Origin of the sequence: Butyrivibrio sp. X503 (genome assembly GCF_003625475.1) — a bacterium.
GTDB lineage: Bacteria > Bacillota > Clostridia > Lachnospirales > Lachnospiraceae > Butyrivibrio.
This window is the reverse complement of the sequence record NZ_RAIQ01000004.1, coordinates 386160-411292: the sequence shown is the minus strand read 5'-3', so window position 1 is coordinate 411292 and position 25133 is coordinate 386160. Positions and strand designations below refer to the sequence as shown.

The window sequence follows — 25133 nt, the reverse complement described above, 5'->3', positions numbered from 1 at the left end:
ATGTATATGGGAAAAAGAAAGATCAAAAAGATAGGTACGATAACTTTCATCGTGACACTTATCATTACAACCTTCATATCATTCTTTTATCTGACAAGAGCGACCGCTTCAAGGAGAGAAAAGGCGCAGTTTATAGCCGATTCAATCAGCGAAAGGATTGAGGCTGAGATTGAATCAAGAGATTATATCACAAGGATATTTGAGATAGAGATTGCCAATGAAGACGGAAATCTCACTCAGCAAGAGTTTCAGACGATGGGAGAAGCTCTTTTTAATGATTATATTGATGTTATAAGCGTTTCACTTGCTCCCAACGGGGTAATTAGCTACATGTATCCCTTGGACAACGGCATAGCCGAGAGAAAGAATCTTTTTGAGGATTCCGTCGAAGGGGTGTACGCGGAAAACAGCATGAAAACCGGCCTTTCCGTGATACTTGCGCCCGTTACGTTATCAGACGGAAGCTACGGCGTTATTATAAGGCGCCCCGTTTATCTTGGCGAAAAGAATGCAGACAATTTCTGGGGATTTGCTTCGATAACGCTCGGTCTGTCCGACTTTTTATCGGAAGTAAATATTAAAGCTCTCGCGGACGAGGGCTATGAATACAAGCTTATCGGCAACAACATGCTGACAGGCGATGAGCGCATAATTATGGAGTATTCGGAAAAAGAGCTTGCGGCTCCGATCTCGTCAATGATCAGTACCGTTGGCGGCGGCTTCTGGACACTTATGATCTCGCCTGTGGGGAACTGGATGGACCTTAAGGAGATAATTATTGCATTCCTGATCGGCCTTATCTTTAGCATACTTACATCGATTGCGGTTTCGTCATATATGTCCGTAAAGGAAAATGCGGGAGAGCTTGCGGTGTTGTCGTATACCGACGCGCTTACCAACCTGCATAATCCCAGAAGCTACAAGGAACATACCGATGATCTCATTAAGAAAAAGAGTCCGTTCGGTATTATCTACATAGATCTGAATGATTTTAAAATGGTCAACGACACATACGGTCATGAGGTTGGAGATGAGCTCCTCAACGTTGTGGCCAAGAGACTTCTTAACAGCATCAGGGAAAAAGACATTGCGTTTAGAATAGGCGGAGATGAATTTGTCGTAGTAATTCACGGCAAGCACGACAGATTTTTCTATGAAGATGTCATAGCAAGAATAAGGACCAACGTCGCACGAGACGTAACAGTCGGGGATATAACGCTTAAAGTGATGATAAGTGCGGGATTTGCAAGATTCCCGGACGACGGCGTCAATATAGAGGACATTGTCAAAAAAGCCGACGATGCAATGTATTCAAACAAGAGACTAATAAAGGCAAGGCGTTTTGTAAGGGGCGATAAGTCGGTTAAATTCGACAGATAATAAAACACGCAGAATAAGAGGAATTACAGAATATGGCGGGAGGAACTTACGATTTAATCAATAGGATTTTCGATACCTTTGCGGTAACATCGAGAAGCCGTTATGTCTATGTACACGACATGGAAAAAAATATTTCGAGATGGTCGCTCAATGCAGTGGACTATTTCGGACTATCCGGGGAATATATTTTTAATGCGGAATCGGTCTGGGAGATGAGGATTCATCCCGATGACAGGGATAAGTATGCCGAATACATTCAGCGCGTATATGCAGGAGATAAGCTGGATCCTAACTTCGAATACAGAGCAAGGAATAAGAACGGGGAATTTGTCGTTTGCTCATGTAGAGGAGTCGTGATAAAAGACTATTCGGACAAGCCGGTTTTTTACGCATGCTCGATTATCAATAAGGGTATCGTGGACAACAACGATCCGATAACTCTTTTGCCCAACCAGTTTGAGATGCTCAACTATATGAGAAGTCTTAAGACTGAGGGAAAAGAGTATTCGATACTCATGGTCAACGTTATAGATTTCGGTGAGATCAACAGACGCTACGGATATATGACGGGAAACAGCTTACTAAAGGCTGTCGCCGAGAAACTGCAAAGCGAGGGCGGGCCCGACGGAAAGGCCTACAGAGGCGAGGGTACTATAATCGCTCTTATAACTCCGAGCATGAAACTCGATGATATCAAAAAGCTATACGGTCGTATGAGGGCATTTACCAGAGAAGGGCTTTCGATCGACGGTAAGACAGTTAAAGCTGAAATGGGTGGCGGACTAGTCGTTGCGACAGATCTTGATGTCGATGAGCATTCGATATACACAAGCGCCAAGTACGCGCTTGATTACTCCAAGACGCAGAAGCACGGCAACCTTATTATTTTTCACAACGATCATGCAGAGAACAACAACAGTAGCATAGAGCTCGTTAATGAAGTCAGAAACTGTGTGATCAACGGATTTGAAGGTTTCCATCTTGAGTATCAGCCTATTTTTTCAGCGGCAAACGGCAATCTTGTAGGAATGGAAGTTTTTGTCAGATGGGAAAAAGAGCCTTACGGAGATGTATCGCCATCAGAGTTTGTTCCATGGCTTGAACAGGATCCGGTATTCTATTCGCTCGGCAACTGGATACTTGAAACGGCGCTGGTCGATGCGATGCCGATAAGACAGGAGAGAAGAGATTTTTATTTAAGCGTAAACCTTGCTTATATGCAGCTTGAAAAATCCGAGTTTAGGACGACTCTTTTGGAGATAATGAGAAAGACGGGTTATCCCGCAACGGCTCTTTGCTTGCAGCTTACACAGAGCTGCAGACAGCTTTCTATCGAGCATTTAAAGAGCCAGGTGGAATTCCTTAAATCATGCGGACTCAAGATAGGTCTCGATGTTTCGGACTTTGCGTCACTTGACCTTGTAAGCCATATGCCGATTGATTTCATAAGTCTTGTGCCTTCGCTTACAGGCGGAATGGAAGATAACCTTACAAACAAGTACATGGTTGAAGCCGTTACCTCTTTTTCACACAGGCTTGGTATAAGAACGTGCTTTACAGGTGTTGAGGATGCCGGAACGGCGGAACTTGCAAGGCAATATCCTATTTCCGATCTTATGGGATTCTTTTACGGACATCCCTGCAGGATTGAGGACTTTAAGAAAAAATACCTCTAAGGAGGCAATATGAGCAGAACCTTTCGTTACATTCAAAATGACGATGTTCTGAGGTCTTTTATGGAGTTTAGAGATGTTATCCGCAAAAGACCTGTAGTTATTGCGCGCCACGGAGACTATGTTCTGTATCTTAGCAGCCTGTCGGGAGATACTATGGGACTTTCCATAGAAAATCTTGAGAAAAAGAAGATTGTCTTCAGCAGGACATACGATATAAACAAAACTACGGATGCACTTGTTGCCCGCGGCACAAGGCATGCGGTTCAGAAAATGTCTGAGCTTAGCGATGAGGACGTCAACAGGAAGCGCCTCCAGATCTGGAAGTGGTACATCATGGAGTGGCAAAAGAATAACGCCGAGAGCGAGGAAGAACTCGTAAACCGTGAGCTTACCTGGGATGATAGTAATGAAGCGCAAAAAGAGGATATCCTCGATATGGAATCCTTCCTTCACGGCGCATATCTTAATCTCGGTGACACACTTCATCTTATTAACACATATCTTCAGAACGAAAAACACAAAGATATGTTCAGGCGCTTTGCAATCAACGATATCATGGAGCTTACCGGTGAAGACACCAAAGACAAGTCCATCATTGAAGCGGAAAAGAATCGCAAATCCGAAGACGAAGAAAACCACACTTACCGCTTCACGGTCAGTGTCGAAGCTACCGATAAAGAACACGCCCGCCAGGCGCTTCTTAATTATCTTGCCGGAGATGAGCGCATAAAGGTGCAGAAGTAATAAATTTTGATTTGAATATTAAATGACATATTAAGAGGACTATATGACTCAGAAGATTTATAAGACCCGAAGGAAAAAAACACTTGTATCTGAAAATACGAACTTATTTTGTGCGCTGTTCACTTTTATCATGATTGGCTTGATGTTTTTGGTAATGTTTACAACAGGAATGAATCCTGTTATTGCGGTTTTTCTGTTTATAATTCTCATTGCTTGGATAATGCTTATCGTAGCTAAAAAGTTTAATTGGTCTGCGTCGACATGTTTGATCGGACGGGATAATAAGCTGTATGTAATAAGACTGTTTGGAACCGGGAAAATGGTGGATAAAAAAGGCGATATACCACCGATATATGCCCCAGCAGGTTCAGCTGAGCAAGCACTTACACTGGGACATAATATAAACGTTGCTATGAGAGAGAACAGTTATCGCAAGCAATTGAACGCTATGCGACGTGATGACAAAAATTATATTGATGGATTGGATAGTGTACTTGAATATTTGGAAACGCATTCAAGAGCATATAAGGTAAAACCAAATAATAAAAGGACATTATCGGAAAGAATCCTTTTTTATGAAAGTGAGAATGAAGGATTTGAGAGAATCAGAACAGAGCTGGGAGAATATGGATTTTTAAAGCTTAACAATCCGGAGATAGCAGAAAACAAATTCGGAGCACTAAAGATCAAGTTTTATAACGAACAGAAGAAAGAATGCACAGTTAAAATATCAGACTGCTATGACGGCTTAAAAGAAGATATCAGAGCCGGATTATATTCATAAAGCCGCCGGTATCGGTGGTTGTGGAGACAAAAAAATCCCCGGAGGTTTTACTCCGAGGATTTTTTTCCCTATTTTGTTTTTATATATAAACCTTCTCTTTATATATTCTTATCTGATCTTAACGAATGCAACGGCTTTCTTTTCGGAAGTGTGCTCCGTTCTTCGAACGAGGTCCTGAGTGTGAACCGAATACTCGGAACTGTACTCCTCCTCTTGAAGTGCTACATTACCCATCATCTCAAGCGCTTTAAGCTTACCGTACGATAGGTTCTGTTCCTTAGCCTTAATAGCATCAGCCATAATTTCAATGCACCCATGGCTCATGCCTGTCTTGATCTTGTTAGATCTTCTCATTATGCAATTCCTCCATCTCATAAGAAATTATTAAACGAAGTGGCTTGTAAAACTCAAGGCCCCTCAACCTATTGTGGTTTCACAACAAAATTTCATTTAATGAATACATTATATACTAATAATCGATAAAAGCATAGTAGTTTTGTAATACTTTGCATCGCTAAATTATTAAATTTTCATAAAGTGGACACAAATTTCTTTTCTGCAAAATTCCTTAAATTTATGTAAATTGACGTACAATGGTACAAAATTGTTGTAATATAAAATTGAGTTATTTTCTATACCAAAAATTGACAATTGTTTCTTCGGGATCTTTAGCATGAAGAGGTAGAAACTTTATGTGGAACTATAGTTTTGCAATCCCTAGTCTTTTGGTAATTCTTTTATATGCACTATATTATTTTTATCTTCCTCGTATTCCGATCAAGATGAATCGTACCTTTTTGCGCCTTCTTTTGCTGCAGTGCGCGGTAACTTCTCTTGATATTGTCTCGGGTCTTGCGGACGATCATTACACAGCGTTTCCCATAGTGCTGCTGTATCTGCTTAATGGTGCGTATTTTATTTTCTTTATCATAAGGGCGCTTCATTTCTACTTTTTCACTCTTAATGTTTTTAAGATCGATTATACGGATGGACAAAAGAGATCTCTTTTCGTGAAGATTCCTATAATAATATCTTTTCTTATCGTGCTTTCAAGTCCGATAACTCATGCGATCTTTTATGTTGATGACACCGGATATCATGAGGGGCCATTCTATTTTTACCTAAACTTTGTTCAGTGGTTTTTGATACTCGGCTCATATGTTGTCTCGTATCACCTTAGAGATGTTCCTAAGAGAAGAAGAGATATCAAGGGCGTGTATTTCTATAATACGGTTCTTTTGGCAGGTACGGTTCTTAGGATCCTTTACCCAAGACACCTTCTTATGGATACGTTCAGCCTTATAGCTATCACGATAATCTACCTTTCTTTCGAGAATCCCGACTTTTATCTTGAAGCCAGAAGCTATGCCTTTAACAGCAGGGCGCTCAAGGAGTATCTGGATGAGATAAACGGCAAAAAGAAATACAAGATCATGGCGTTCATTATCCATAATTACAGCGAGGTTCGCGAAATCTACGGCGGAAGGCAGATGGATAGCGGCATTTCGATCATGGGCACCTATCTGTATCATACGTTTAAAAAGTACAAAGTCTTCTATTTCAGAAGCGGAAGATTTGTTATCCTTGGCGATGAGAACATGGATGTCGAGAAGGTTCACAGCATCCTTGTTAAGCGTTTTATGAGCCCTTGGAAGTCCAATGATACAGAGCTTTATCTCGAGGCCGGATACGCGGTAATCGATTCGGGCAAATACAGCAGCAGCGACGCGGTTTTGAACATGATCATAAGTACACTTGAGGTTGTGGAAAAGAACGAAGACGGCAGCATAAACTATGTTGATAGCAAGATCATGGAAGAGGCGGCAAAGGGAACGGAGATAAAAAAATCGCTTGAATACGCGGTTGATAACAACAAAGTCGAAGTGTTCCTGCAGCCTGTTATGGACGCGCTCACAGGTAAGCTTGTAGGTGCGGAGGCGCTTGCAAGGATACGTGACAATAACGGTAAGCTTGTGCCACCGGGTCTTTTTATACCGATTGCGGAAAAGAACGGCAAGATCAATCAGCTTGGCGAGCAGGTATTTGCCAAGACTTGCCGATTCATTAAGGACAATGATATAAGAAAAATGGGTATGAGGTGGATCAACGTCAATCTTTCTCCTGTGCAGTTCATGAGATCGGACCTTGATCAGAGACTTCTTTCCATATTAAAAAAATATGATATCCCGCCGGAGATCATTCACCTTGAGGTTACGGAAGATGCCATGGGTGAAGAGGGACTCATGGAGAAGCAGATAGGCAACATAAAAGAAAAAGGCTTTTCTTTTGTACTTGACGACTTCGGTAAAGGCTATTCCAACATTTCAAGGCTCAAGAAGTATCCGTTCATCAACATCAAGCTTGATCTGAGCATTGTCTGGGATTATTGTAAGGAGCCGGATGTTATCCTTCCCAATCTTGTCGATACTTTCGAGAGGATGGGCTTTAGCGTTACTGCTGAAGGAATCGAGGATGAGAAGATGGCAGAAGCGATGGTGGATATCGGCTGCGACTATCTTCAGGGATATTATTACTCAATGCCGATACCTATGGATGAATTTGTAGAAAAGTACGGACGTATTGAAAAGGATACCGAGTAGCATGTATAATAATCATTAAATAACAGGATAAATGGGCCGGATAAAGCCCTGTAATATATCAGTTTATAGTAGTTTTGGCATGTGCACCGCCGCTAAGGAGATTTTTCTTTTTATAGGCGGTGCACTTTTATTTCTTGCAAAAAAGATTTTGCACAATCTAATTTTTGCTGCTATAATGATTTGGTTATAAAATGGTTTTACGTAAGGCATGAAAGATGCCTTGAAGAGGTTTTACTATGAAAAATTTAGTGGAAAATAAACAGCTTGATGAGGAAAGAGCTTTATATAATCTTACGGATGCGGAAGTAAAAAGCTGCGTCTTTGACGGCCCTGCCGACGGAGAATCCGCACTTAAGGAAGCGCGTAATATTAAAGTCAGTGACTGTAAGTTTTCTCTTCGTTATCCGCTTTGGCATGTGACTGATTTTGAGATTGAGAATTCTACCATGAACGATCTTACAAGAGCTGCGCTTTGGTATGACAAAAAGGGCTTTATTCACGACAGCAAGCTCGGCGGGATAAAGGCGCTCAGAGAATGCGTAGACATAAAGCTTCAAAAGTGTGATATAGTATCAGAGGAGTTTGGCTGGAAATGCGACAATATTTCCCTTCTTGATTCGAGCATTGAGTCGATGTATCTTTTCCTCGACAGTAAGAACATTAAGCTCGATAACGTGAACATGAAGGGCAAATACTCCTTCCAATACGTTGAGAATATGGAGATCACAAACAGTAATCTTGATACCAAGGATGCTTTCTGGCATACCAAGAACGTTACCGTAAAAGACAGTATCGTTAAGGGCGAGTATCTTGCGTGGTATTCCGAGAATCTCACACTTATCAACTGCAAGATAATAGGAACACAGCCGCTTTGCTACTGCAAGGGACTTAGACTTATAAATTGCACGATGGAAGACTGCGATCTTTCTTTTGAATATTCGGAAGTAGAAGCGGATATCGTGGGACATATCGATTCCGTCAAGAATCCGAAGTCGGGCAAGATCGTCGCAGACAGCATAGGAGAGATAATCAGAGAAGCTGCGGTCATGGACTGCACAGGGGAGATCATAACCAGATGAAAACAGGACTTGTAATGGAAGGCGGAGCAATGCGCGGGATGTTTACCTGCGGCATTTTGGATGTGTTTATGGAAAGAGGTATCACCTTTGACGGCGCGGTTGGTGTGTCTGCGGGTGCGACCTTCGGATGCAATATTAAATCCAAACAACACGGAAGAGCACTTCGTTATAACAAGAAATACTGCACGGACAAAAGATATCACAGCTTGTCTTCACTTCTTTTTACCGGAGATATTTATAACACGAAGTTCTGCTACGATGAGCTCCCTTACAAGCTTGACGTGTGGGATATAGAGACTTTTCAGAATAATCCGATGGAGTTCTACTGCGTTGCGACAGATCTTTTGACAGGAAAACCTGTTTACCATAAGCTCACAACCGGCGGAAAAGAGGATATCGAATGGATCAGGGCGTCAGCCTCAATGCCGCTTGTATCAAGGCCTGTGCATATAGACGACGGAGTGTATCTCGATGGAGGCATTTCAGATTCAATCCCACTGAAATTCATGGAAGAGCAGGGCTATGACAAGATACTTGTTATCGAGACGCAGCCCAAAGACTACGTTAAGGGCGAGCAGAAGCTTATGCCGCTTGCAAAGATCATGCTTAGGAAGTATCCTAACATGATAAAGTGTATGGCGGATCGCCACATCATGTACAATGATGAAAAGAAATATATAAGAGAAAAAGAGGCTAAGGGCGAGATTATGGTAATAAGGCCCGATGCGCCTTTAAATGTAAGTCCCATTGAGAAAGACGAAAAAGAGCTCGAGAGAGTTTATCAGCACGGAAGAGCTAAAGCGATCGAATTCTTGAGTATGGGACAGTGGTGAGGCTTTATGAGTATTTTAAATGTTGAACACCTGACACATGGCTTTGGAGACAGAGCCATTTTTGATGATGTGTCATTCAGACTTCTTAAGGGAGAACACATTGGACTTGTGGGAGCCAATGGCGAAGGCAAGTCCACTTTTTTGAACATAATTATCGGAAAGCTCATGCCCGATGCGGGTAACATCGAGTGGGCCAAGAACGTTAATGTAGGCTATCTTGATCAGCACGCTGTCCTTAAGAGCGGCATGACGATAAGAGATGTCCTTGCTTCAGCGTACGAGCCTTTGTATGCGATGGAGCAGAGGATGAACGAAATCTGCGACGCGATGGGAGAAGCGGGCGAAGAAGAGCTTGAAAAGCTGATGGAAGAGCTCGGCACGATTCAGGATCTTTTGACCAACAGAGATTTCTATTTGATCGATTCCAAGATAGAAGAGGTTTCGAGAGCGCTGGGATTTCTTGAGCTTGGCCTCGACAGAGACGTTACGGAGCTTTCGGGAGGACAGAGAACCAAGATCCTTCTTGCTAAGCTATTATTGGAGAAGCCGGACATTCTTTTGCTTGACGAGCCGACAAACTATCTCGACGCGGAGCACATCGTTTGGCTTACAAGATATCTGCAGGAATACGATAACGCTTTTATCCTGATATCTCACGACATTCCGTTCCTTAACAGCGTCGTGAATATCATCTATCACATGGACGGACAGACGCATTCGCTCGACAGATACGTCGGAGACTACGACAAGTTCATGGAAGTTTATGAGATGAAAAAAGCTCAGAGAGAGGCGGCGTACAACAGGCAGCAGCAGGAAATCGCGGATCTCAAGGACTTCGTTGCAAGGAACAAAGCTAGAGTTGCGACAAGAAACATGGCGATGGCACGTCAAAAGAAGCTTGATAACATGGACCTTATCGAGAAGGTTCAGGAAAAGCCAAAGCCTGAGTTTAACTTTAAGACGGCAAGAACGCCCGGTAAGATCGTATTTGAGACAAAAGACCTTGTGATAGGCTATGATGAACCTCTTTCATCTCCGCTTAATATCACGATGGAGAGAAATACCAAGATAGTACTTACGGGAGCAAACGGAATCGGTAAGACGACTCTTTTAAAGAGTATCCTCGGACTTATCCCTGCGATAAGCGGATCCGCTGAGCTTGGAGAGAATGTTGAGGTCGGATATTTCGAACAGGAAATGTCGCCCGATATTGAGACAACCTGTATGGAAGAGATCTGGAAGGAATTCCCCGGATTTTCTCAGTATGAGGTCAGATCTGCTCTTGCAAAGTGCGGACTTACGACCAAACACATCGAGAGTAAGTGCAAAGTTTTATCAGGTGGAGAGCAGGCCAAGGTAAGACTTTGTAAGCTGATAAATCGTGAGTCAAACTTACTTGTACTCGACGAGCCCACGAACCATCTTGATGTTGATGCAAAAGAAGAACTTAAGAGAGCTCTCATGGAATATAAAGGAAGCATCATTATGGTATGCCACGAACCTGATTTTTACGAGGATATGGGCGCACAGGTAATCGATTGTACCAAGTGGACAACAAGAGTTTGACACCTAAAATATATGCATAATTTTAAACCAAGCAAATCGCAAACATTGTTTTGCATTCGCTTGGTTTTCGTTTATAATTAAGGAATGTAAGTTAGTACATTAGTGTAATAAAGGAGAAATGGGAATGAAGAAAAAGGTTTTGGCATTATTCATGACTGCGGCTATGGCAGTACTCGCTGTGGCTTGCGGAAATACACAGAGCGCATCTACCGGCGACAATGCGGGGGCAGCTGACGGTAAGGTGTGGGTTATCGCAACAGATACAGTATTTAAGCCTTTTGAATACACAGATGACAAGGGTAACTTCGTTGGAATCGACGTAGATATTCTTGCAGCAGTTGCTGAGGATCAGGGCTTTAAATATGAGCTTAAATCACTTGGATGGGATGCTTCAATCGCAGCATGCCAGGCAGGACAGGCAGACGGAATGATCGCAGGCGCTTCAATCACGGATGAGCGTAAGGCTTCCGGTTGGATATTCTCAAACGGATACTTTGATGCAACTCAGAGCATGGCTGTGGCAGCAGATTCGGATATCAAGGGATTTGAGGATCTTGCAGGTGCATCAGTAGCCGTTAAGACAGGTACAATGTCAGCTACTTATGCAGAGGAGCTTGCTAAGCAATATAACTTTACTGTTACATATTTTGAGGATTCACCGACAGTTTATCAGGCAGTTACAGGCGGACAGGTTGCGGCTTGCTTTGATGATACACCGATCATGGCAGCTACGATCAAGGATTCCGGCATCGCCATGAAGCTTGTTGACGGATCGGAAAATGAGCCCGCAGAGTATGGCTTTGCTGTATTTACCAAGGACAGCCAGGAACTTATCGACAAGTTCAATGCAGGACTTGCAAACATCAAAGCAAACGGCAAGTACGATGAAATTCTTGCCAAATATCTCGGAGACTGATCTATGTTTAGAATTATTACTGTTTATGGCGGTATGTTATTGGAAGCGCTCGGAAGAACGCTGCTTCTGGCATTATTAGGCCTGTTTTTTGCTTGTATCATTGGACTGATCTTCGGAATTCTCGGCGTTATTAAGAACAGAGTGTGCAATGTCATCGCTCAGATCTTTGTTGACGTCATAAGAGGCGTTCCGATGATCGTATTGGCGTTCTTTGTTTACTTTGGAATGCCTTACTTTTTCAATACGATAATAGGTGGTTTTAATGTTTCGCTTCCAGCGCTCCACGCAGGAACTATCTGCCTTGCGCTTAACTGCGGAGCTTATATGGCTGAGATCATAAGAGCGGGTATCCTTTCCGTTGATCCCGGTCAGATGGAGGCTGCAAGATCACTTGGTCTTTCTTATTCTCAGGCAATGAGAAAGGTTGTGCTTCCTCAGGCAATCAAGACCATGATCCCTACCTTTATCAACCAGTTCATAATCACTTTGAAAGATACATCGATCCTTTCTGTTATCGGATTCCCGGAGCTTGTTAATACAGCCAAGAACGTGCAGGCCAATACCTTCATGTCTTTCCAGACATGGGCAATCGTCGGCATTATGTATCTTATTGTGATCACTGTCCTTTCAAGAAGTGCGAAGGTTGTGGAAAGGAGATTGAACGTTGGCCGCGAATAAAGATATTACTATGATAAATGTTGAGCACTTAAAGAAGTGCTTCGGAAGTCTTGAAGTGTTAAAAGACATTTCTACAGAAGTTTATAAGGGTGAAGTTGTTGTAGTTATCGGCCCTTCGGGCTCGGGTAAATCTACTTTCCTAAGATGCCTAAATAAGCTTGAGACCGTAACAGACGGTAAGATTGTTATCGATGAAAAAGAAATCACATCTAAGAAGGTTGATATCAACAAGGTTAGAGAGAATATCGGAATGGTATTCCAGCACTTTAATCTTTTCAACAATATGAATATCATCGACAACCTTATGCTCGCACCCGTAATGCTCGGAAAATGCAGCAAGGAAGAAGCTCTGAAGAGAGCAAAGGATATGCTTAAGAAGGTTGGTCTTGCCGATAAGGAAAAGAGCTATCCCAGCCAGCTTTCCGGCGGACAAAAGCAGAGAGTTGCCATTGCGAGAGCTCTTTGCATGAATCCCGATATTATGCTCTTTGACGAGCCTACATCTGCTCTTGACCCCGAGATGGTCGGTGAAGTTCTTGCGGTTATGAAAGAACTTGCGGCCGAGGGTATGACAATGGTTATTGTTACCCACGAGATGGGATTTGCAAGAGAAGTCGCCGACAGAGTTATTTTTATGGACGGTGGGTATATAATAGAAGAGGGAACACCACAGGAAGTACTTCTTAATCCAAAAGAAGCACGTACAATTGATTTCCTTAATAAGGTTTTATAAGGAGCAGGATCTATCCGGATATAAACATGAGTTTATAGAGGAGGTAATGCCATGAAAAACATTATTACTATCAGCAGAGAGTTCGGTTCATGCGGCGGAACCATCGGAAGAGCGGTAGCCGACAGACTTGGATTTTATTATTTTGATAAAGACCTTATCCTTAGCGCAGCCAGGGAATCGGGTTCTCTTTCACCTGAGGAGATCAGAAAATTTGATGAAAAGGTTCCGAGGGAATTCGGTTTCGGGCAGAGTCTTTTTGATTTCTACAACAAGCCTCTTAATGAAAAGCTTTTTGCAGCTCAGAGAGAAGCTATCAGGAAGGTCGCCGAGAAAGGTAATTGTGTCATAGTTGGTCGTAACGCCAACATGATCTTGCAGGAGTACGACAAGACTCTTCATGTATTCATTTCTGCGACGGAGTATTTCAGACTTCAGCACATGAAGGAGAAGATGCCTGATTATACAGAGGAGCAGATTCTCGAGAAGATGAAAGAGGTCGACAGAACGAGGCGCAAGTACTGCACGTACTACACCAACACCGAGTTCGGCCAGGCTGACTACTACGATCTGTGCCTCAAGAGCTCGACGCTCGGCGTTGAGAAGTGCATCGATATCATCTGTGAAGCCGCTAAATGATAGAACCTGCGATTACTGCGGCGGAGCTTATTATGTGTTTTCCCAAAATATTTGTTTTCTCCTCGCAGTGATTTTCATAATCTCAAAAACCCGGGAATGCTTCCTTTCGACGTTGCTCATGGAAGTCAGCATTCCCGGGTTTTATTCGATTTGAAAATCATACTTCTCGTGCGAGAACTGCATATTTGAGTCAATCCCAAGCACTATTTATGAGAAAATATCAAATGAAACAACAACGCCGTTTTCAATCTTAATTCCAAGTCCCAATCCGGAACCGATAATTTGGGGGAATTTGCTTGCGAAGTCTTCCTTGCTCATATGCTTGGCAGCTTCCTCACCACCACTTGAAAGGTACTGTGTGTTTGCATCGATCGGAAGTGTGTATGTATTGGTTCCCAAATCTATCGTATTCCAATTATCGTCGTACTGGTACACATCACCTTCAATTATGACCGCATTATCGGTAACTGAGACACTCTTTACATAACCCGGGGAATATGGGAATGGCTCGGAAACAAGATTTGTTGTATAGGTTCCGTCTTTTAGATTTGCAGTTGCTTGTTTAGATTCTTCTTTTGCATTATCCTGAGCGGGCTGCTCTGCAGCAGCCTCTTTTGACGCTTGCTCTGTAGCGGCAGTTTCTTTCGATGCCTGTTCTGTGGCAGAAGCTACTTCAGATGTCTGAGCAGTGGCAGCTGCGTCCTCCGATGTCTGCTCTGTAGCAGAAGCATCTTCTGAAGTCTGTTCAATGGCGGCAGCATCCTCCGATGTCTGTTCAGCAGCGGCAGCCTCTATCGATGACTGTTCTGTAGCGGATGCTTGCTCGTTTACATTGTCAGTATTTGCGTTTTCACCACATCCTGTTACCATAATGGCTACTATAGCCATTGCCAATAATCTTTTTTTCATTTTATTATGTCCTCCCTTAGATGTTTTGTCGGTGCAGTATCCTGCGACAACAACTACCAATTATATGCCTTTCGAGGACAAAAATAAACTCATATATTTCCATTACTATTTATTCTTTTTGATTTTAATAATTAGAAATACTGTGTATAAAAGAGTGAATAGGGAATAATAAAACCACAGAAGGCCTCCGCCCCATACCTTAATATTTTCGGCTTCCATTTTCACGGCACTCCATCCAATATAGAATGTTCGTTCATCAAAAAAACCATAACCCAAATAGGCGCCATTGAAATAAACATCAAATAGATCACAGGCCCAAACCATACAAGGCAAAAGTACGAACACCCATAAAAAAACCGCTATTCCGATCATTATATTTTTCTTTTGCTTATTCATTCTTCTTATAATCTATTTTGCTTTTTTATACGCAGAATCATATAGATAGTAAAAAATACGGTTACAAGGAATACTAATACCCATACAATTACATAAGAAAAGCCATAAAACATCATCATCCAAAACATCATCTTAAAGCCTTCCATCCCATAGTATACGGGACCTTCATTAAAGCTGGGCTTTGCGCCTGAATAGTATGCTTTTGCACAAATCATAAAAAGCTTTATGATAGGTAGTATTACTGCTGACCATAAAAATATATCTATTGCTATCAGTGTTTTCTTGTTCATTCGTTTTCTCTGTTTCCTTTATTGCGTCGCCATTTACATAACAATTATTTGCATCCTAACATAATTTGATGTGCCTAATCAAGCACTCACTTCTGCATTTCACCCACCTTTTTTTGCCACTTACCGCAAATCCAAAGACAGGAATCATATGCTGTTGTATGATGGAATCATGAAAGGGGAAGCGTATGAAAGTAAACGTAATAATATCACCTGAAGTTCATGAAGCATATGCAGAAATCCATACAGATAAGATGACGGAGGATATCAGCAGAATTGTTGATATGCTAAGTACAGAGGCGGTTCCCGTGACGGCGCGCGCAGGGGAAGAGCTTGTTGTACTTAAGCCCGAAGATATCTTTATGGTTCGTGTCGAGAACGGAGATACCGTTATTTACGGTGAAAAGAGATCATTCCGTTCACCAAAGAGATTATATGAACTAGCGAGCCAGCTGGGGAATAAGTTCATGCAGATCTCAAAGTCCACGCTTATAAACCTTTCATACATGGACAGCATTGAACCGGGCTTTAGCGGAACTTTACTTCTTAAGCTTAAAAACGGATCAAAGGATTATGTTTCCAGAAAATATTTACCTGAGTTCAAGAAGTATCTGGGACTGTAAGAAGATGTTATAGACCGGAATCTGCCGGATATTAGTAAGGAGGAATCGTCATGAAAGAAACAATTAAAGTCATGATCAAAAATACACTTATTGCAATAGGAATTTCATATACAATGTTCTGTTTAACCGCAGCCGCGTTTGATATCGGTTACGGCGGAGATTTCGTGCTTCGTGGTTACACATTTACCAAGATGGTTATCGGAGCACTTATCATCGGAATCGGCTTTGGAGCACCAACCGTAGTCTATTCATCTGATAAGCTTCCGATGCCGATGAAAGTTATTATCCACATGGGAATCGGACTCATCATATACTTTATCGTTGCAGCAAACGAAGGCTGGATGGGCGATGGCAGCTCACCCGTAATGACAATCTGCATTGTACTTGGGCAGATATTCGTAACGTTTTTTATCTGGTTTATATTTATGATCCACTACCGCCAAGAAGCCAAAAGAATGAATGAGAGAATACAGGAATTAAAATAAATAATTATTTCATCTGTCCGATTATCAAGCTTTGAATCGTATTATAGATAGAAGGGCCTTCTGAGGAAATACCGGCCGGTTCGGTATTTCCTCATTATTTGAAAAGGGGAGCGTTTTACATGGAAGAAAGGGAGATAAAGCGGGTTGTTGAGATGTATTCGGATATGATACTTCGGATAAGCTACAGCTACCTGCAACATACATACGATTCGGAAGATATCTGCCAGACGGTGCTTCTAAAGTATATATCCTGCGGAAAGTCTTTTGAAACTATGGAACATGAAAAGGCATGGATCATAAGAACTACAATCAATGCGTGTCACGACCTTAGAAAAAGCGCTTTTTTCAAAAAGACGGTCGCTCTTGATACCATCGCTGAAAAAGAAGCTCCGGCGGCGCCATCTTCTGAAATAATAGATGAGATAAAGAAACTTCCTGTCAATTATCGAATAAGTATTTACCTTCACTACTACGAGGGATATTCGGTAAAAGAGATCGCGGGAATCATGGGAAAATCAGCTCTTGCCGTATCTAAATATTTATCGAGAGGAAGAGCAGAGCTAAAAAGAAATCTCACCGCGGATGCTGCATATGGTGAAAAGGCAGGTGAAATATATGAATGAATATATCTTTGATTCTTATAAAAACTCCATGAAAGACCTTCGCTTTTCGGAAAATCAGAAAGAGAATTTGATTCATAAGCTTGGGGAAGCTGTGAATGAAAAGAACGGAGGCCGAATGAGAGCAAAACTTAATATCAAAAAAATAGTTGCATTGACTGCAGCATGTATCTGTGTTCTTGGAGGGACCGCATTTGCTGCGGGGAAAGCGGTAATGGTTGTCAGCGGTAATGACTATTTTTCAAGGACATCCGATTTTGGAAAATTAGATGAGCTTGAAGAAAAAGTCGGGATAAATGCGCCTGCAGTTGAAACTTTTAGTAACGGTTATTCTTTTGACATTATGGAGATAGAAAATTGTCAGACCCAGGATGAAGAGGGAAATGCAATCGATAAATACAAAGAATTGTTTATAAATTATACGCGTGAAGGTGACCCGCATATCTATGTGGCGATGAACCCGGTTATAAATGACGGTCATCTGACGGAAGATTCTTTGGATGCTAAGAGGGCAAACGAGATGCGCACGGTTGATGGCATAAACATTTACTACAGCTATGATGAATATCTGTTTTTGCCGGTTTCAAAAGATTCAACCCCCACCGAAGAGGAAATGAAAAGAGAAGAAGAGGACGATCATTTCTTTATAAGCTATGGTTCCGATGAACGAGAGACCAGTTTTTCTTCGAATATTGTTTTTGAAATGGACAATGTGATCTATGTTATGGGAACATTCGATAATGTCATCACTTCGGACGAGTTGATGGATATGGCGGAGGAAATAATAAAGTCTCGATAAGCCACAAAAAATGAAATAACCAAAACAAAAAATGAAATGAAAAATATATGTTTCCTGCCTTATACTATAAAAAAGAATTAATTACAAAGGGGAATAATTATGGCAGAAAACGCAGGAAATTCAAACATAATAACCAGGAAATATCTGGATTCGCTTCTCATACAGACTAGATTCATGAACGCGGATTATCCCGATCCGTCTTTTGAACTATATGGAAAAGAGTTTCCGTCTCCGATCATGACGGCGGCGCTTTCTCATCTTGATCATTTCATGTTTGAGGGCGCGGCAAAAGAGTTTGCGAAAGGCGCGGCGGATTCGGGTCTTCTTACATGGTACGGGATGGCGGACGAAGAAGAGATAGAGATGATCCTATCGTGCGGCGGATCTTTGATCGAAGTGATAAAGCCTTACGCCGACAGGAATATCATTTATAAAAAGCTTGAGCATGCAAAAGAAAAAGGAGTGCTCGCGGTCGGTATTGATATCGATCACGCTTTTTCTCCGGACGGCGGTCCCGACGAAGTGAGCGGATATACCATGGCGCCGCTGACTACTGCTGAGCTTACGGATATTTGCGGCAGCACCGATCTTCCCGTTATAGTAAAAGGCGTGCTCAGTCTCTACGATACAGAGGAAGCACTTAAGGCCGGCGCAAGAGGCATTGTGATATCACATCACAATAACCGCATAGAGTACGCGGTTCCTCCGCTTAAGATCCTTCCGGAGATTGCAAAAGAGATTGATAATACGATCCCTATTTTCGTAGACTGCGAGATCAAAACAGGAATGGATGCGTTTAAAGCGATCGCTCTCGGAGCAGACGCTGTCTGCATCGGAAGACCTCTTATGACAGCGATAAAAGATAACGGAGCACAGGGCGTATGCGATTATCTTAAAAAAGCTGAAGCAGAGCTAAAAAAGACAATGGCATTCACAGGGTGCAAGTCCATTGCGGATATCAAGAAATACAGGCTGATCACAACACTCTGATCATTTGTACAAATCTATAAAACAAGAAATCCCTCAACCATTCGTTGGCTGAGGGATCTTTTATGTAAATTCAATCTTCGTTTTCTCCTTCCGGATCGTATTTAAGTATGTCACCCGGCTCGCATTCAAGCGCTTCGCAGATACCTGCAAGAGTTCCGAAGCGGATCGCATTTACTTTATTATTTTTAATCTTGGACAGATTAACGTTGGCAATTCCGACCTTGTCCGCAAGGTCATTAAGAGATACGTGACGCCTTGCCATCATTACATCAAGTTCAAGTACGATTCTTCCCATATATTCCCCTCCTTAAAGTAATCCGTCTACATCTTTCTCAAGCTCTGCACCGTATGCAAAGTACTGAGAAAGGCTGAGAGCAACAAGAGCAAAGAGGAATTCATATGCACTGACACCCATGAGTGCGTTGGCACCAAAGATCAATCCCAATAAAGGGAGTACAATCTTTACAATTGGAAGAGCAAGTGCAAAGTAACCGATGTTTCTGATCCTCTTAACGTTCTCAGCGGAGAAAGGTGATCCTGCTTTAAACGAAAAGATCTTGCCAATGTTTTGGAAAATCAATCCTGCAAAAAATGCCTGTACTACCATTATTCCAAAGTAAAGAAAGAATCCCGGGAAATAGAATTGTCCGTTTTTCATAAGTGCCTGAGAACCTGCGAAGTTAAGCTGAGCGTTGGAAAATACATCATTAAACATCTGCTGATTTAAATGTCCCGTAGCAAGCAATATAGCAAGAGTGATTAGTGTACTGGTCGTCATACCTACGACGGCGAATGTGAACAGCTCAAGAATCTTGGCAAGTACTGTAGTTGCTTCGCGTAATTTTGTTTTTTTCATGTCGATATCCTCCGTTGTGTGTTAATGTAATGTTGTTTAGTGATTTGTTTTTTCATCTTTCCCGGATGAAGATTTCACATAAATGTTTTTCGTTGCTTTTTAATTTGTTTTCATTAAATATTTAATGTTTGTCATTAAATATTTTATATCACACGTTCGAAAGACGTGTCAACACTTTTTTCAAAAAAATTTTTTTATATAAATAAGCGCACATTTTATGGGCCTTAAACGTCTATCATTACGAAGGGAGAAAAATAGGGGTTATCCATGGATATCGAAAAATACTACGACAAAATTTACCGCTATTGCTACTACAAAGTAAACAGCAAAACCCTGGCGGAAGACCTCACCCAGGAAACTTTCCTTCGTTACATAGGCAGTTTACAGGAGGCAAAAGAGCCGGAGAGATATCTTTATACCATTGCAAGGAATCTCTGTATTGATGAGTACAAGAAGAAAAAAGAGACCACGCTGCCGGATGAAGATATGGACGACGGTTCGGACTTCGAGAATAAGACCCTTGAGAAGCTAAGGCTTGAAGAGGCTATGAAAAGACTGAGCGATGACGAGAGTGAGATCGTGGAGCTTCGTCTTTTGAATCAGGAGCCTTATTCCGAGATCTGCAAGATCATGGGAATATCGAGGTTTGCGGCACACAGAAAGCTTGAAACCGCCAAGAAGAAATTAAAAAGTTATCTTGAGAAAGGGGAAATTGTATGAGAGATAAAGAACTTAAAAAGCTGCTCCAAGACAATGTTACGCCCCCGGACTATCTAAAGAAGGATGCTTTTATAAGAGAGCACAGATCAAAAGAAATACCCCATGTGAGTGCCCCAAGGCTACTCATGCAGCAGGCAGGATTCATCAGGAAAAGAGTGTGGATCGCAATGCTCATTTTGATAGCATTTGTAGCTTTAGATATCATGCTGAAGATGAGAGATATGTTAAATGTGGGATACACTGCAGATGAACGAGCTTTAAGCGTACTTAATACTGCTTCTTTTTTCATGCCGTTTATTTCTGCTCTTGGTATGATCGAAGCTTTTAAGGCGCAGCTTCACGGAGTCTATGAGCTTGAGCAGGTTACGGTTATTTCCGGTAAAAGAGCTCTTTTTGCCAGACTGGCAGTTGTGGGCCTGATAAATTTCCTGCCCATGATGTTTATAGCAGTGCTTATGAAAGTGACTGTAGGTGTTGATATTGTTAGAGGAGCGCTGGTGATTCTTATACCTTATCTTTTGACCATGATCCTTTGCATGGAGATTGAGAGATTTGAATGGGCCAGAAGAAGTGCATTTTCATTTTTGATACCGGTCTTTTTGGTCACAGCACTTGTGCACTTCGAAGTTGGAGATCTGAGCTTTTTGACGCTGAGTGTGAGAGCTCTTTTGATCATATTTGTAGCACTTGTTGCGGTACAGGCTTTTGAATTAAAGAAATTTAGCAATATGGAGGATTATGCATGGAATTAAAAGTAGATAGGCTGACTAAGCAGTTTAAGAACAAGATCGCTGTGGACAGACTTGATTTCAAATTGGAAAAAGGCGTAACGGGGCTTCTTGGTGAGAACGGCGCAGGAAAGACCACGCTTATGAGGATGATATGTGGTATCTTAGCGCCCACAAGCGGAGAGGTGCGCTACGACAACGCTTCCGTTAACACCGAAGAATACAGGAATATCCTTGGATATCTTCCGCAGGAATTCGGTTATTATCCCGAGTTCACCGGAAGAGAGTTCCTTATGTATTTCTGCGCCCTTAAGGGCCTTGATAAGAAGGCTGCCAAGGCAAGAACAGAGGAACTCCTTGAGATCGTGGGACTCAAAGAAGATGCAAAAAAGAAGATCGGAAAGTACTCCGGCGGTATGAAAAGACGTCTCGGCATTGCCCAGGCTCTTATAAACAGACCTGAGCTCCTTGTATTGGACGAGCCCACAGTAGGCCTTGATCCAAAAGAGAGAGTGCGCTTTAGGAAGCTTATTGAGGAACTTGGAAAGACCACAGTTGTGCTTCTTTCCACCCACATTGTTTCAGATGTGGAGGATATCGCCGACAGGATTCTCATTATGAGGTCGGGACAGATCATCTGGCAGGGAGACGGTAAAGGTATGGATGGCAAACTCGAAGATTTTTATCTTGAGAAGATAGAGGAGTAGGAGAAGGGTATGAAAAATAAATGTTTTGGGACCTTGTATCTTTTTGAATTAAAGAAAATACTAAAATCCAAAGTTGCAGTGATCACGTTTTTTATCCTGCTCATAGTGGGCTTTATCAATGTCGAAAGCGAGATGGGGGATAATGCGGATATATATGCTCAGAATGAACTGGGTAAGATAGAAGGCAGAACAATAGATGATACTCTTATAAAGGAAATGGTGGATAATCCGGAAGGTGAAAATGAATCGCCGCATACATACAGAAATCTGAACCGGTGGGTTGCTTGGATCTGGGGAACTGTTATTCCCGAAGATCTGACCGTTTACAAACTTTCACAGGTCAGAGATTCAGTAATAGAGCAATATATGCTTGATGAAAAGCTTTCTGAAGGAGAGCTTCAATACTGGAAAGAAAAAAGCGACGTTGATTTTCCCGGGGTGTGGCACGATAACATGGATGCCAAAGGATATATTCATGCAACGAGCAATTTGTTTTTATTCGCCATTCTTTTTCTGCTCCCAATGGGCGTTGCGGTTGTATTTGCCATGGAGTATCAGCATAAAACCGATCCTTTGATAAGGGCAAGTAAGTTCGGCGATAAGAGAACTTATTATGCCAAGATGCTCGCAGGAATAACATACGCAGTAGTAAGCATGTTATTTGTGATCGGTATCGCGTTGGCTTATATGGCTATCAGATACGGAACAGATTGTCTTGGTATATCGACACTATTGGTGGATCCTTTTTTGCTTATCGATATGACAGCAAAAGAACTGCTTATAAGGATGGTTATGATCATGATCGCATCCTGCGTTATGTTATCGACAATGACTATGTTTTTATCTCAGACATTTAAAAATGCATTTGCTGTACTGGGCGCGATGTTTGGTTTTTGGTTTTTGTGTGCTCTTCTTAATGTAGTAGTTAAGTTCCGTCCCTTATCGCAGTTTATAAGCTCGTTGCCCTACATGGTAGTCGCTACCGATATTGGAAAAGAATACCGTTTGGTCAATATCTTCGGAAGATATTTTACAATATTTGATTATGCACCTGTCATGTACATTTTATTGGGGATATTGTTTTTAACGCTTGGAAGAATTGTTTATGGAAGGCAAGAGAGATAAATTATGAGAAACAACTATTTTGGAACGTTGTATCTTTTTGAGTTAAAAAAGATACTTAAGAATAAAGTTGCCATGATCACCTTTCTGATCATGGTGATAGCAACCTTTGTTGTCGGAGAGGGAGAAATCTCGGGAAATGCTACTGCCAAGGAAAGAGAGCAGTTCAAGAAGATAGAAGGAAGAGTGATCGATGACAGTCTCCTTGAAGAGATAAAAGAAAATATAAACGAATACGGAGAGTGGGATAAGGTCGATCCAACCTATGAGAACCTTGTTTCCTGGGCTCGAAGCAAAGGGGATATTAATAATCTTACTGTGGATGCTCTGGAAAAAGACAGAAATGACAGTATTCAGGAAGCAAAGGAAATGAGCCTTTTAACCTCCGGAGAATGTGAATACTGGGAGAAAAAACAGGATAATATAGACTATCCGGGTACATGGTACGATCCGCTCTATTCATTCGGAATAACTTTGGGGCTTTGCGATCTGAGGATCGTGATATTTCTTTTCCTGATCCCCATGGGACTTGCGGCTGTATTTGCCGCAGAGCATCAAAACAAAACCGATCCTATTGTAAGAGCTAGTAAGAACGGCGATAAGAGGACGTATTACGCCAAAGTACTTGCGGGTATGAGCTTTGCGATCGTTGGAACGGCGGTGATAGTAGCTTCATTTTTGGGCTATTTCTTTATCAGATGGGGCACATACTATCTTGATCTTCCCGTAAATTATAATTACGCATATACATCCGTCAGTCTTACGTTAAAAGAGCATTTGTGGATGCTGACCAAACTTATTATGACGGGAAGTGTTCTGATAGCTGCATTTACACTCTTTTTGTCACAGACATTAAAAAATGCATTGGCGGTAATGGGAGTATCCCTTGGAGTGTGGTTTGTTAATGTGATCCTTGCATCAACGCTTCCGTTTAAAATGAGAGCAGCACAACAATTTATTCAATGGCTCCCACATACGCTGATTGATGATAGAATAGTATACGAATACAGATTGGTGAAGCTGTTTGGAAGATATTTTACAGCTTGGGATTTTGCACCGTTTATGTATATCCTATTTGCCATCATCTTTATAGCGGCGGGAAGATTCATTTATGACAGACAAGAGAGATAGATCAGGGTCACTTAAATATAATCAGATAGAAGAAGAGCTTAAGGCACTTATCCTTGAGGAGAAGATAAAGCCCGGGGAAAAGATGCCTTCCGAGAATGTACTTTCCAAGCAGTATGGCGTAAGTCGTCAGACTGTCAGGAAGGCTATTTCGGATCTTGTAAATGAGGGCTTTGTCTATGCGGTTCAGGGCAGCGGAACGTACTGCTCAGACGCATCGAGGTTTAAGAAGGATTCCAAGGACATCGCGGTTGTGATGACCTATCTTTCGGATTATATTTTTCCAAAGGTTATAAGCGGAATTGATTCTGTCCTTTCTGAAAACGGCTACAGCATTGTGCTTAAGAATACGAATAACTCAAGGACTCGCGAGATCAAGTGTCTTGAGGAGCTTATTGAGAAAAATATAGACGGTATCATAGTTGAACCAAGTAAGAGCAATGTCTTTTGCAAGCACAAATATCTCTATGACAAGCTTGATAAATACGGCATTCCTTATATCTTTATCCAGGGTGCGTATTCGGTAATGGAGGATAAGCCTCACGTTATCATGGATGACGAAAAGGGTGCATATCTTTTGACGGGATATCTGATAAGCCAAGGGCACAAGAACATCATCGGCGTTTTCAAGAGCGATGATACGCAGGGGCAGAACAGGCACAAGGGCTATGCCAAGGCGCTTGCCAATGCGGGACTTACCTACGACCCCGAGAATGTCATCTGGTTCTACACTGAGGACCGCGCGGTTCATCCGTACACAAATCTTCAGAAGATGATAAAGAGCGGAAAAAAGGTTGATGCGATCGTCGCGTACAACGACCAGATAGCGTTTCATCTGATAAAGGCAATCCGCGAGCTGGGCCTAAAGGTCCCGCAGGATATATCCGTAACGGGATATGACAACTCGCAAACGGCTGCAAACACCGACATAACGCTTACTACGATCGTTCATCCGCAGCAGGAGCTAGGCAAGATCGCCGCACAGATGCTGCTTAAGATGATCCGAGGCGAAGAAGTGGAAAAAAGAATTGTCGTCGAGCCCGAGCTCGTGATCGGCAATTCATGTATAAAAAGATAATTTTTAAAGACCGAGTCCGGTGGAGCCAGATGCTCGCCGGGCTTGCTTTTTTGTGGAACG

The 25133-nt window shown here is 42.1% G+C and carries 29 protein-coding genes; 23 read left to right on the top strand and 6 right to left on the bottom strand.

What is annotated here, in order from left to right:
• The first annotated feature begins 6 nt into the window (after positions 1-6).
• The 4 genes from D6853_RS09965 to D6853_RS15425 are packed head-to-tail and all read left to right on the top strand — an operon-like array spanning position 7 to position 4584.
• Positions 7-1380, top strand: a complete 1374-nt coding sequence (locus tag D6853_RS09965) for a diguanylate cyclase domain-containing protein (protein WP_158588724.1) — start codon at positions 7-9, stop codon at positions 1378-1380.
• 32 nt (positions 1381-1412) lie between these two features.
• Positions 1413-3056: a sensor domain-containing phosphodiesterase gene (locus tag D6853_RS09960; protein ID WP_120657850.1), complete on the top strand. Its 1644-nt coding sequence runs from the start codon at positions 1413-1415 to the stop codon at positions 3054-3056.
• A gap of 9 nt (positions 3057-3065) precedes the next feature.
• Positions 3066-3800, top strand: coding sequence for a hypothetical protein (locus tag D6853_RS09955; protein WP_120657849.1), 735 nt, complete (start codon positions 3066-3068; stop codon positions 3798-3800).
• Positions 3801-3843: 43 nt separating this feature from the next.
• Positions 3844-4584 (top strand): hypothetical protein, encoded by a 741-nt coding sequence (locus tag D6853_RS15425; protein ID WP_120657848.1) that lies wholly within the window; start codon positions 3844-3846, stop codon positions 4582-4584.
• Positions 4585-4692: 108 nt separating this feature from the next.
• Here D6853_RS15425 and D6853_RS09945 read toward each other — a convergent pair whose 3' ends face one another.
• Entirely contained in the window at positions 4693-4938 is a 246-nt protein-coding gene (locus D6853_RS09945) for a hypothetical protein (RefSeq protein WP_120657847.1), read from the bottom strand.
• Between the two features lie 338 nt (positions 4939-5276).
• On the opposite strand from D6853_RS09945, the gene D6853_RS09940 reads away from it, so the two are divergent.
• The 8 genes from D6853_RS09940 (at position 5277) to D6853_RS09905 (ending at position 13625) form a co-directional block, all read left to right on the top strand.
• Positions 5277-7184: an EAL domain-containing protein gene (locus D6853_RS09940; protein ID WP_120657846.1), complete on the top strand. Its 1908-nt coding sequence runs from the start codon at positions 5277-5279 to the stop codon at positions 7182-7184.
• Between the two features lie 236 nt (positions 7185-7420).
• Complete coding sequence (locus D6853_RS09935; RefSeq protein ID WP_120657845.1) at positions 7421-8263, top strand: DUF3737 family protein; 843 nt, start codon at positions 7421-7423, stop codon at positions 8261-8263.
• Positions 8260-9096: a patatin-like phospholipase family protein gene (locus D6853_RS09930; RefSeq protein ID WP_120657844.1), complete on the top strand. Its 837-nt coding sequence runs from the start codon at positions 8260-8262 to the stop codon at positions 9094-9096. Before D6853_RS09935 ends, D6853_RS09930 begins: the two co-directional genes overlap by 4 nt.
• Before the next feature lie 6 nt (positions 9097-9102).
• Positions 9103-10662 carry an ABC-F family ATP-binding cassette domain-containing protein gene (locus tag D6853_RS09925; protein ID WP_120657843.1) on the top strand — a complete coding sequence of 520 codons (1560 nt, stop codon included), beginning with the start codon at positions 9103-9105 and terminating at the stop codon, positions 10660-10662.
• Positions 10663-10786: 124 nt separating this feature from the next.
• Positions 10787-11578: a transporter substrate-binding domain-containing protein gene (locus D6853_RS09920; protein ID WP_120657842.1), complete on the top strand. Its 792-nt coding sequence runs from the start codon at positions 10787-10789 to the stop codon at positions 11576-11578.
• A 3-nt stretch (positions 11579-11581) separates the two neighbouring features.
• Positions 11582-12256 (top strand): amino acid ABC transporter permease, encoded by a 675-nt coding sequence (locus tag D6853_RS09915; RefSeq protein WP_120657841.1) that lies wholly within the window; start codon positions 11582-11584, stop codon positions 12254-12256.
• 10 nt (positions 12257-12266) lie between these two features.
• A complete protein-coding gene (locus D6853_RS09910) occupies positions 12267-12989 on the top strand; it encodes an amino acid ABC transporter ATP-binding protein (protein ID WP_120657916.1) in 723 nt (240 codons plus the stop codon).
• A gap of 51 nt (positions 12990-13040) precedes the next feature.
• Complete coding sequence (locus D6853_RS09905) at positions 13041-13625, top strand: cytidylate kinase-like family protein (RefSeq protein WP_120657840.1); 585 nt, start codon at positions 13041-13043, stop codon at positions 13623-13625.
• Between the two features lie 207 nt (positions 13626-13832).
• On the opposite strand, the gene D6853_RS09900 is transcribed toward D6853_RS09905, so the two are convergent.
• From D6853_RS09900 to D6853_RS09890, 3 genes are all read right to left on the bottom strand, one after another.
• Positions 13833-14534, bottom strand: coding sequence for a hypothetical protein (locus tag D6853_RS09900; protein ID WP_120657839.1), 702 nt, complete (start codon positions 14532-14534; stop codon positions 13833-13835).
• Between the two features lie 105 nt (positions 14535-14639).
• Positions 14640-14906 (bottom strand): hypothetical protein, encoded by a 267-nt coding sequence (locus tag D6853_RS09895; RefSeq protein WP_207667217.1) that lies wholly within the window; start codon positions 14904-14906, stop codon positions 14640-14642.
• Positions 14907-14935: 29 nt separating this feature from the next.
• On the bottom strand, positions 14936-15220 hold the full coding sequence (locus tag D6853_RS09890) for a hypothetical protein (protein ID WP_120657837.1): 285 nt from the start codon (positions 15218-15220) through the stop codon (positions 14936-14938).
• Positions 15221-15405: 185 nt separating this feature from the next.
• Here D6853_RS09890 and D6853_RS09885 point away from each other — a divergent pair, with 185 nt between their 5' ends.
• The 5 genes from D6853_RS09885 (at position 15406) to D6853_RS09865 (ending at position 18734) form a co-directional block, all read left to right on the top strand.
• Positions 15406-15840: a LytTR family DNA-binding domain-containing protein gene (locus tag D6853_RS09885; RefSeq protein ID WP_120657836.1), complete on the top strand. Its 435-nt coding sequence runs from the start codon at positions 15406-15408 to the stop codon at positions 15838-15840.
• Positions 15841-15890: 50 nt separating this feature from the next.
• A complete protein-coding gene (locus D6853_RS09880) occupies positions 15891-16325 on the top strand; it encodes a DUF3021 domain-containing protein (protein WP_120657835.1) in 435 nt (144 codons plus the stop codon).
• Between the two features lie 119 nt (positions 16326-16444).
• Positions 16445-16948, top strand: coding sequence for an RNA polymerase sigma factor (locus tag D6853_RS09875; RefSeq protein ID WP_120657834.1), 504 nt, complete (start codon positions 16445-16447; stop codon positions 16946-16948).
• A complete protein-coding gene (locus D6853_RS09870) occupies positions 16941-17744 on the top strand; it encodes a hypothetical protein (RefSeq protein ID WP_120657833.1) in 804 nt (267 codons plus the stop codon). The genes D6853_RS09875 and D6853_RS09870 overlap by 8 nt, the downstream gene beginning before the upstream one ends.
• Before the next feature lie 99 nt (positions 17745-17843).
• On the top strand, positions 17844-18734 hold the full coding sequence (locus D6853_RS09865; RefSeq protein ID WP_120657832.1) for an alpha-hydroxy acid oxidase: 891 nt from the start codon (positions 17844-17846) through the stop codon (positions 18732-18734).
• Positions 18735-18804: 70 nt separating this feature from the next.
• Here the strand turns inward: D6853_RS09865 and D6853_RS09860 are convergent, their stop codons facing one another.
• Both D6853_RS09860 and D6853_RS09855 read right to left on the bottom strand, forming a co-directional pair.
• On the bottom strand, positions 18805-19029 hold the full coding sequence (locus tag D6853_RS09860) for a helix-turn-helix domain-containing protein (RefSeq protein ID WP_120657831.1): 225 nt from the start codon (positions 19027-19029) through the stop codon (positions 18805-18807).
• A gap of 12 nt (positions 19030-19041) precedes the next feature.
• Positions 19042-19590: a hypothetical protein gene (locus tag D6853_RS09855; protein WP_120657830.1), complete on the bottom strand. Its 549-nt coding sequence runs from the start codon at positions 19588-19590 to the stop codon at positions 19042-19044.
• 267 nt (positions 19591-19857) lie between these two features.
• Here D6853_RS09855 and D6853_RS09850 point away from each other — a divergent pair, with 267 nt between their 5' ends.
• The 6 genes from D6853_RS09850 to D6853_RS09825 are packed head-to-tail and all read left to right on the top strand — an operon-like array spanning position 19858 to position 25073.
• Positions 19858-20310 (top strand): RNA polymerase sigma factor, encoded by a 453-nt coding sequence (locus D6853_RS09850; protein ID WP_120657829.1) that lies wholly within the window; start codon positions 19858-19860, stop codon positions 20308-20310.
• Positions 20307-21062 (top strand): hypothetical protein, encoded by a 756-nt coding sequence (locus D6853_RS09845; RefSeq protein WP_120657828.1) that lies wholly within the window; start codon positions 20307-20309, stop codon positions 21060-21062. The genes D6853_RS09850 and D6853_RS09845 overlap by 4 nt, the downstream gene beginning before the upstream one ends.
• Positions 21053-21745 carry an ABC transporter ATP-binding protein gene (locus D6853_RS09840; RefSeq protein ID WP_120657827.1) on the top strand — a complete coding sequence of 231 codons (693 nt, stop codon included), beginning with the start codon at positions 21053-21055 and terminating at the stop codon, positions 21743-21745. Before D6853_RS09845 ends, D6853_RS09840 begins: the two co-directional genes overlap by 10 nt.
• 9 nt (positions 21746-21754) lie before the next feature.
• Positions 21755-22870, top strand: a complete 1116-nt coding sequence (locus tag D6853_RS09835; protein WP_120657826.1) for a hypothetical protein — start codon at positions 21755-21757, stop codon at positions 22868-22870.
• A gap of 3 nt (positions 22871-22873) precedes the next feature.
• Positions 22874-23998 carry a hypothetical protein gene (locus tag D6853_RS09830; RefSeq protein ID WP_120657825.1) on the top strand — a complete coding sequence of 375 codons (1125 nt, stop codon included), beginning with the start codon at positions 22874-22876 and terminating at the stop codon, positions 23996-23998.
• Positions 23979-25073, top strand: a complete 1095-nt coding sequence (locus D6853_RS09825; protein ID WP_120657824.1) for a GntR family transcriptional regulator — start codon at positions 23979-23981, stop codon at positions 25071-25073. The genes D6853_RS09830 and D6853_RS09825 overlap by 20 nt, the downstream gene beginning before the upstream one ends.
• Positions 25074-25133: the final 60 nt, after the last annotated feature.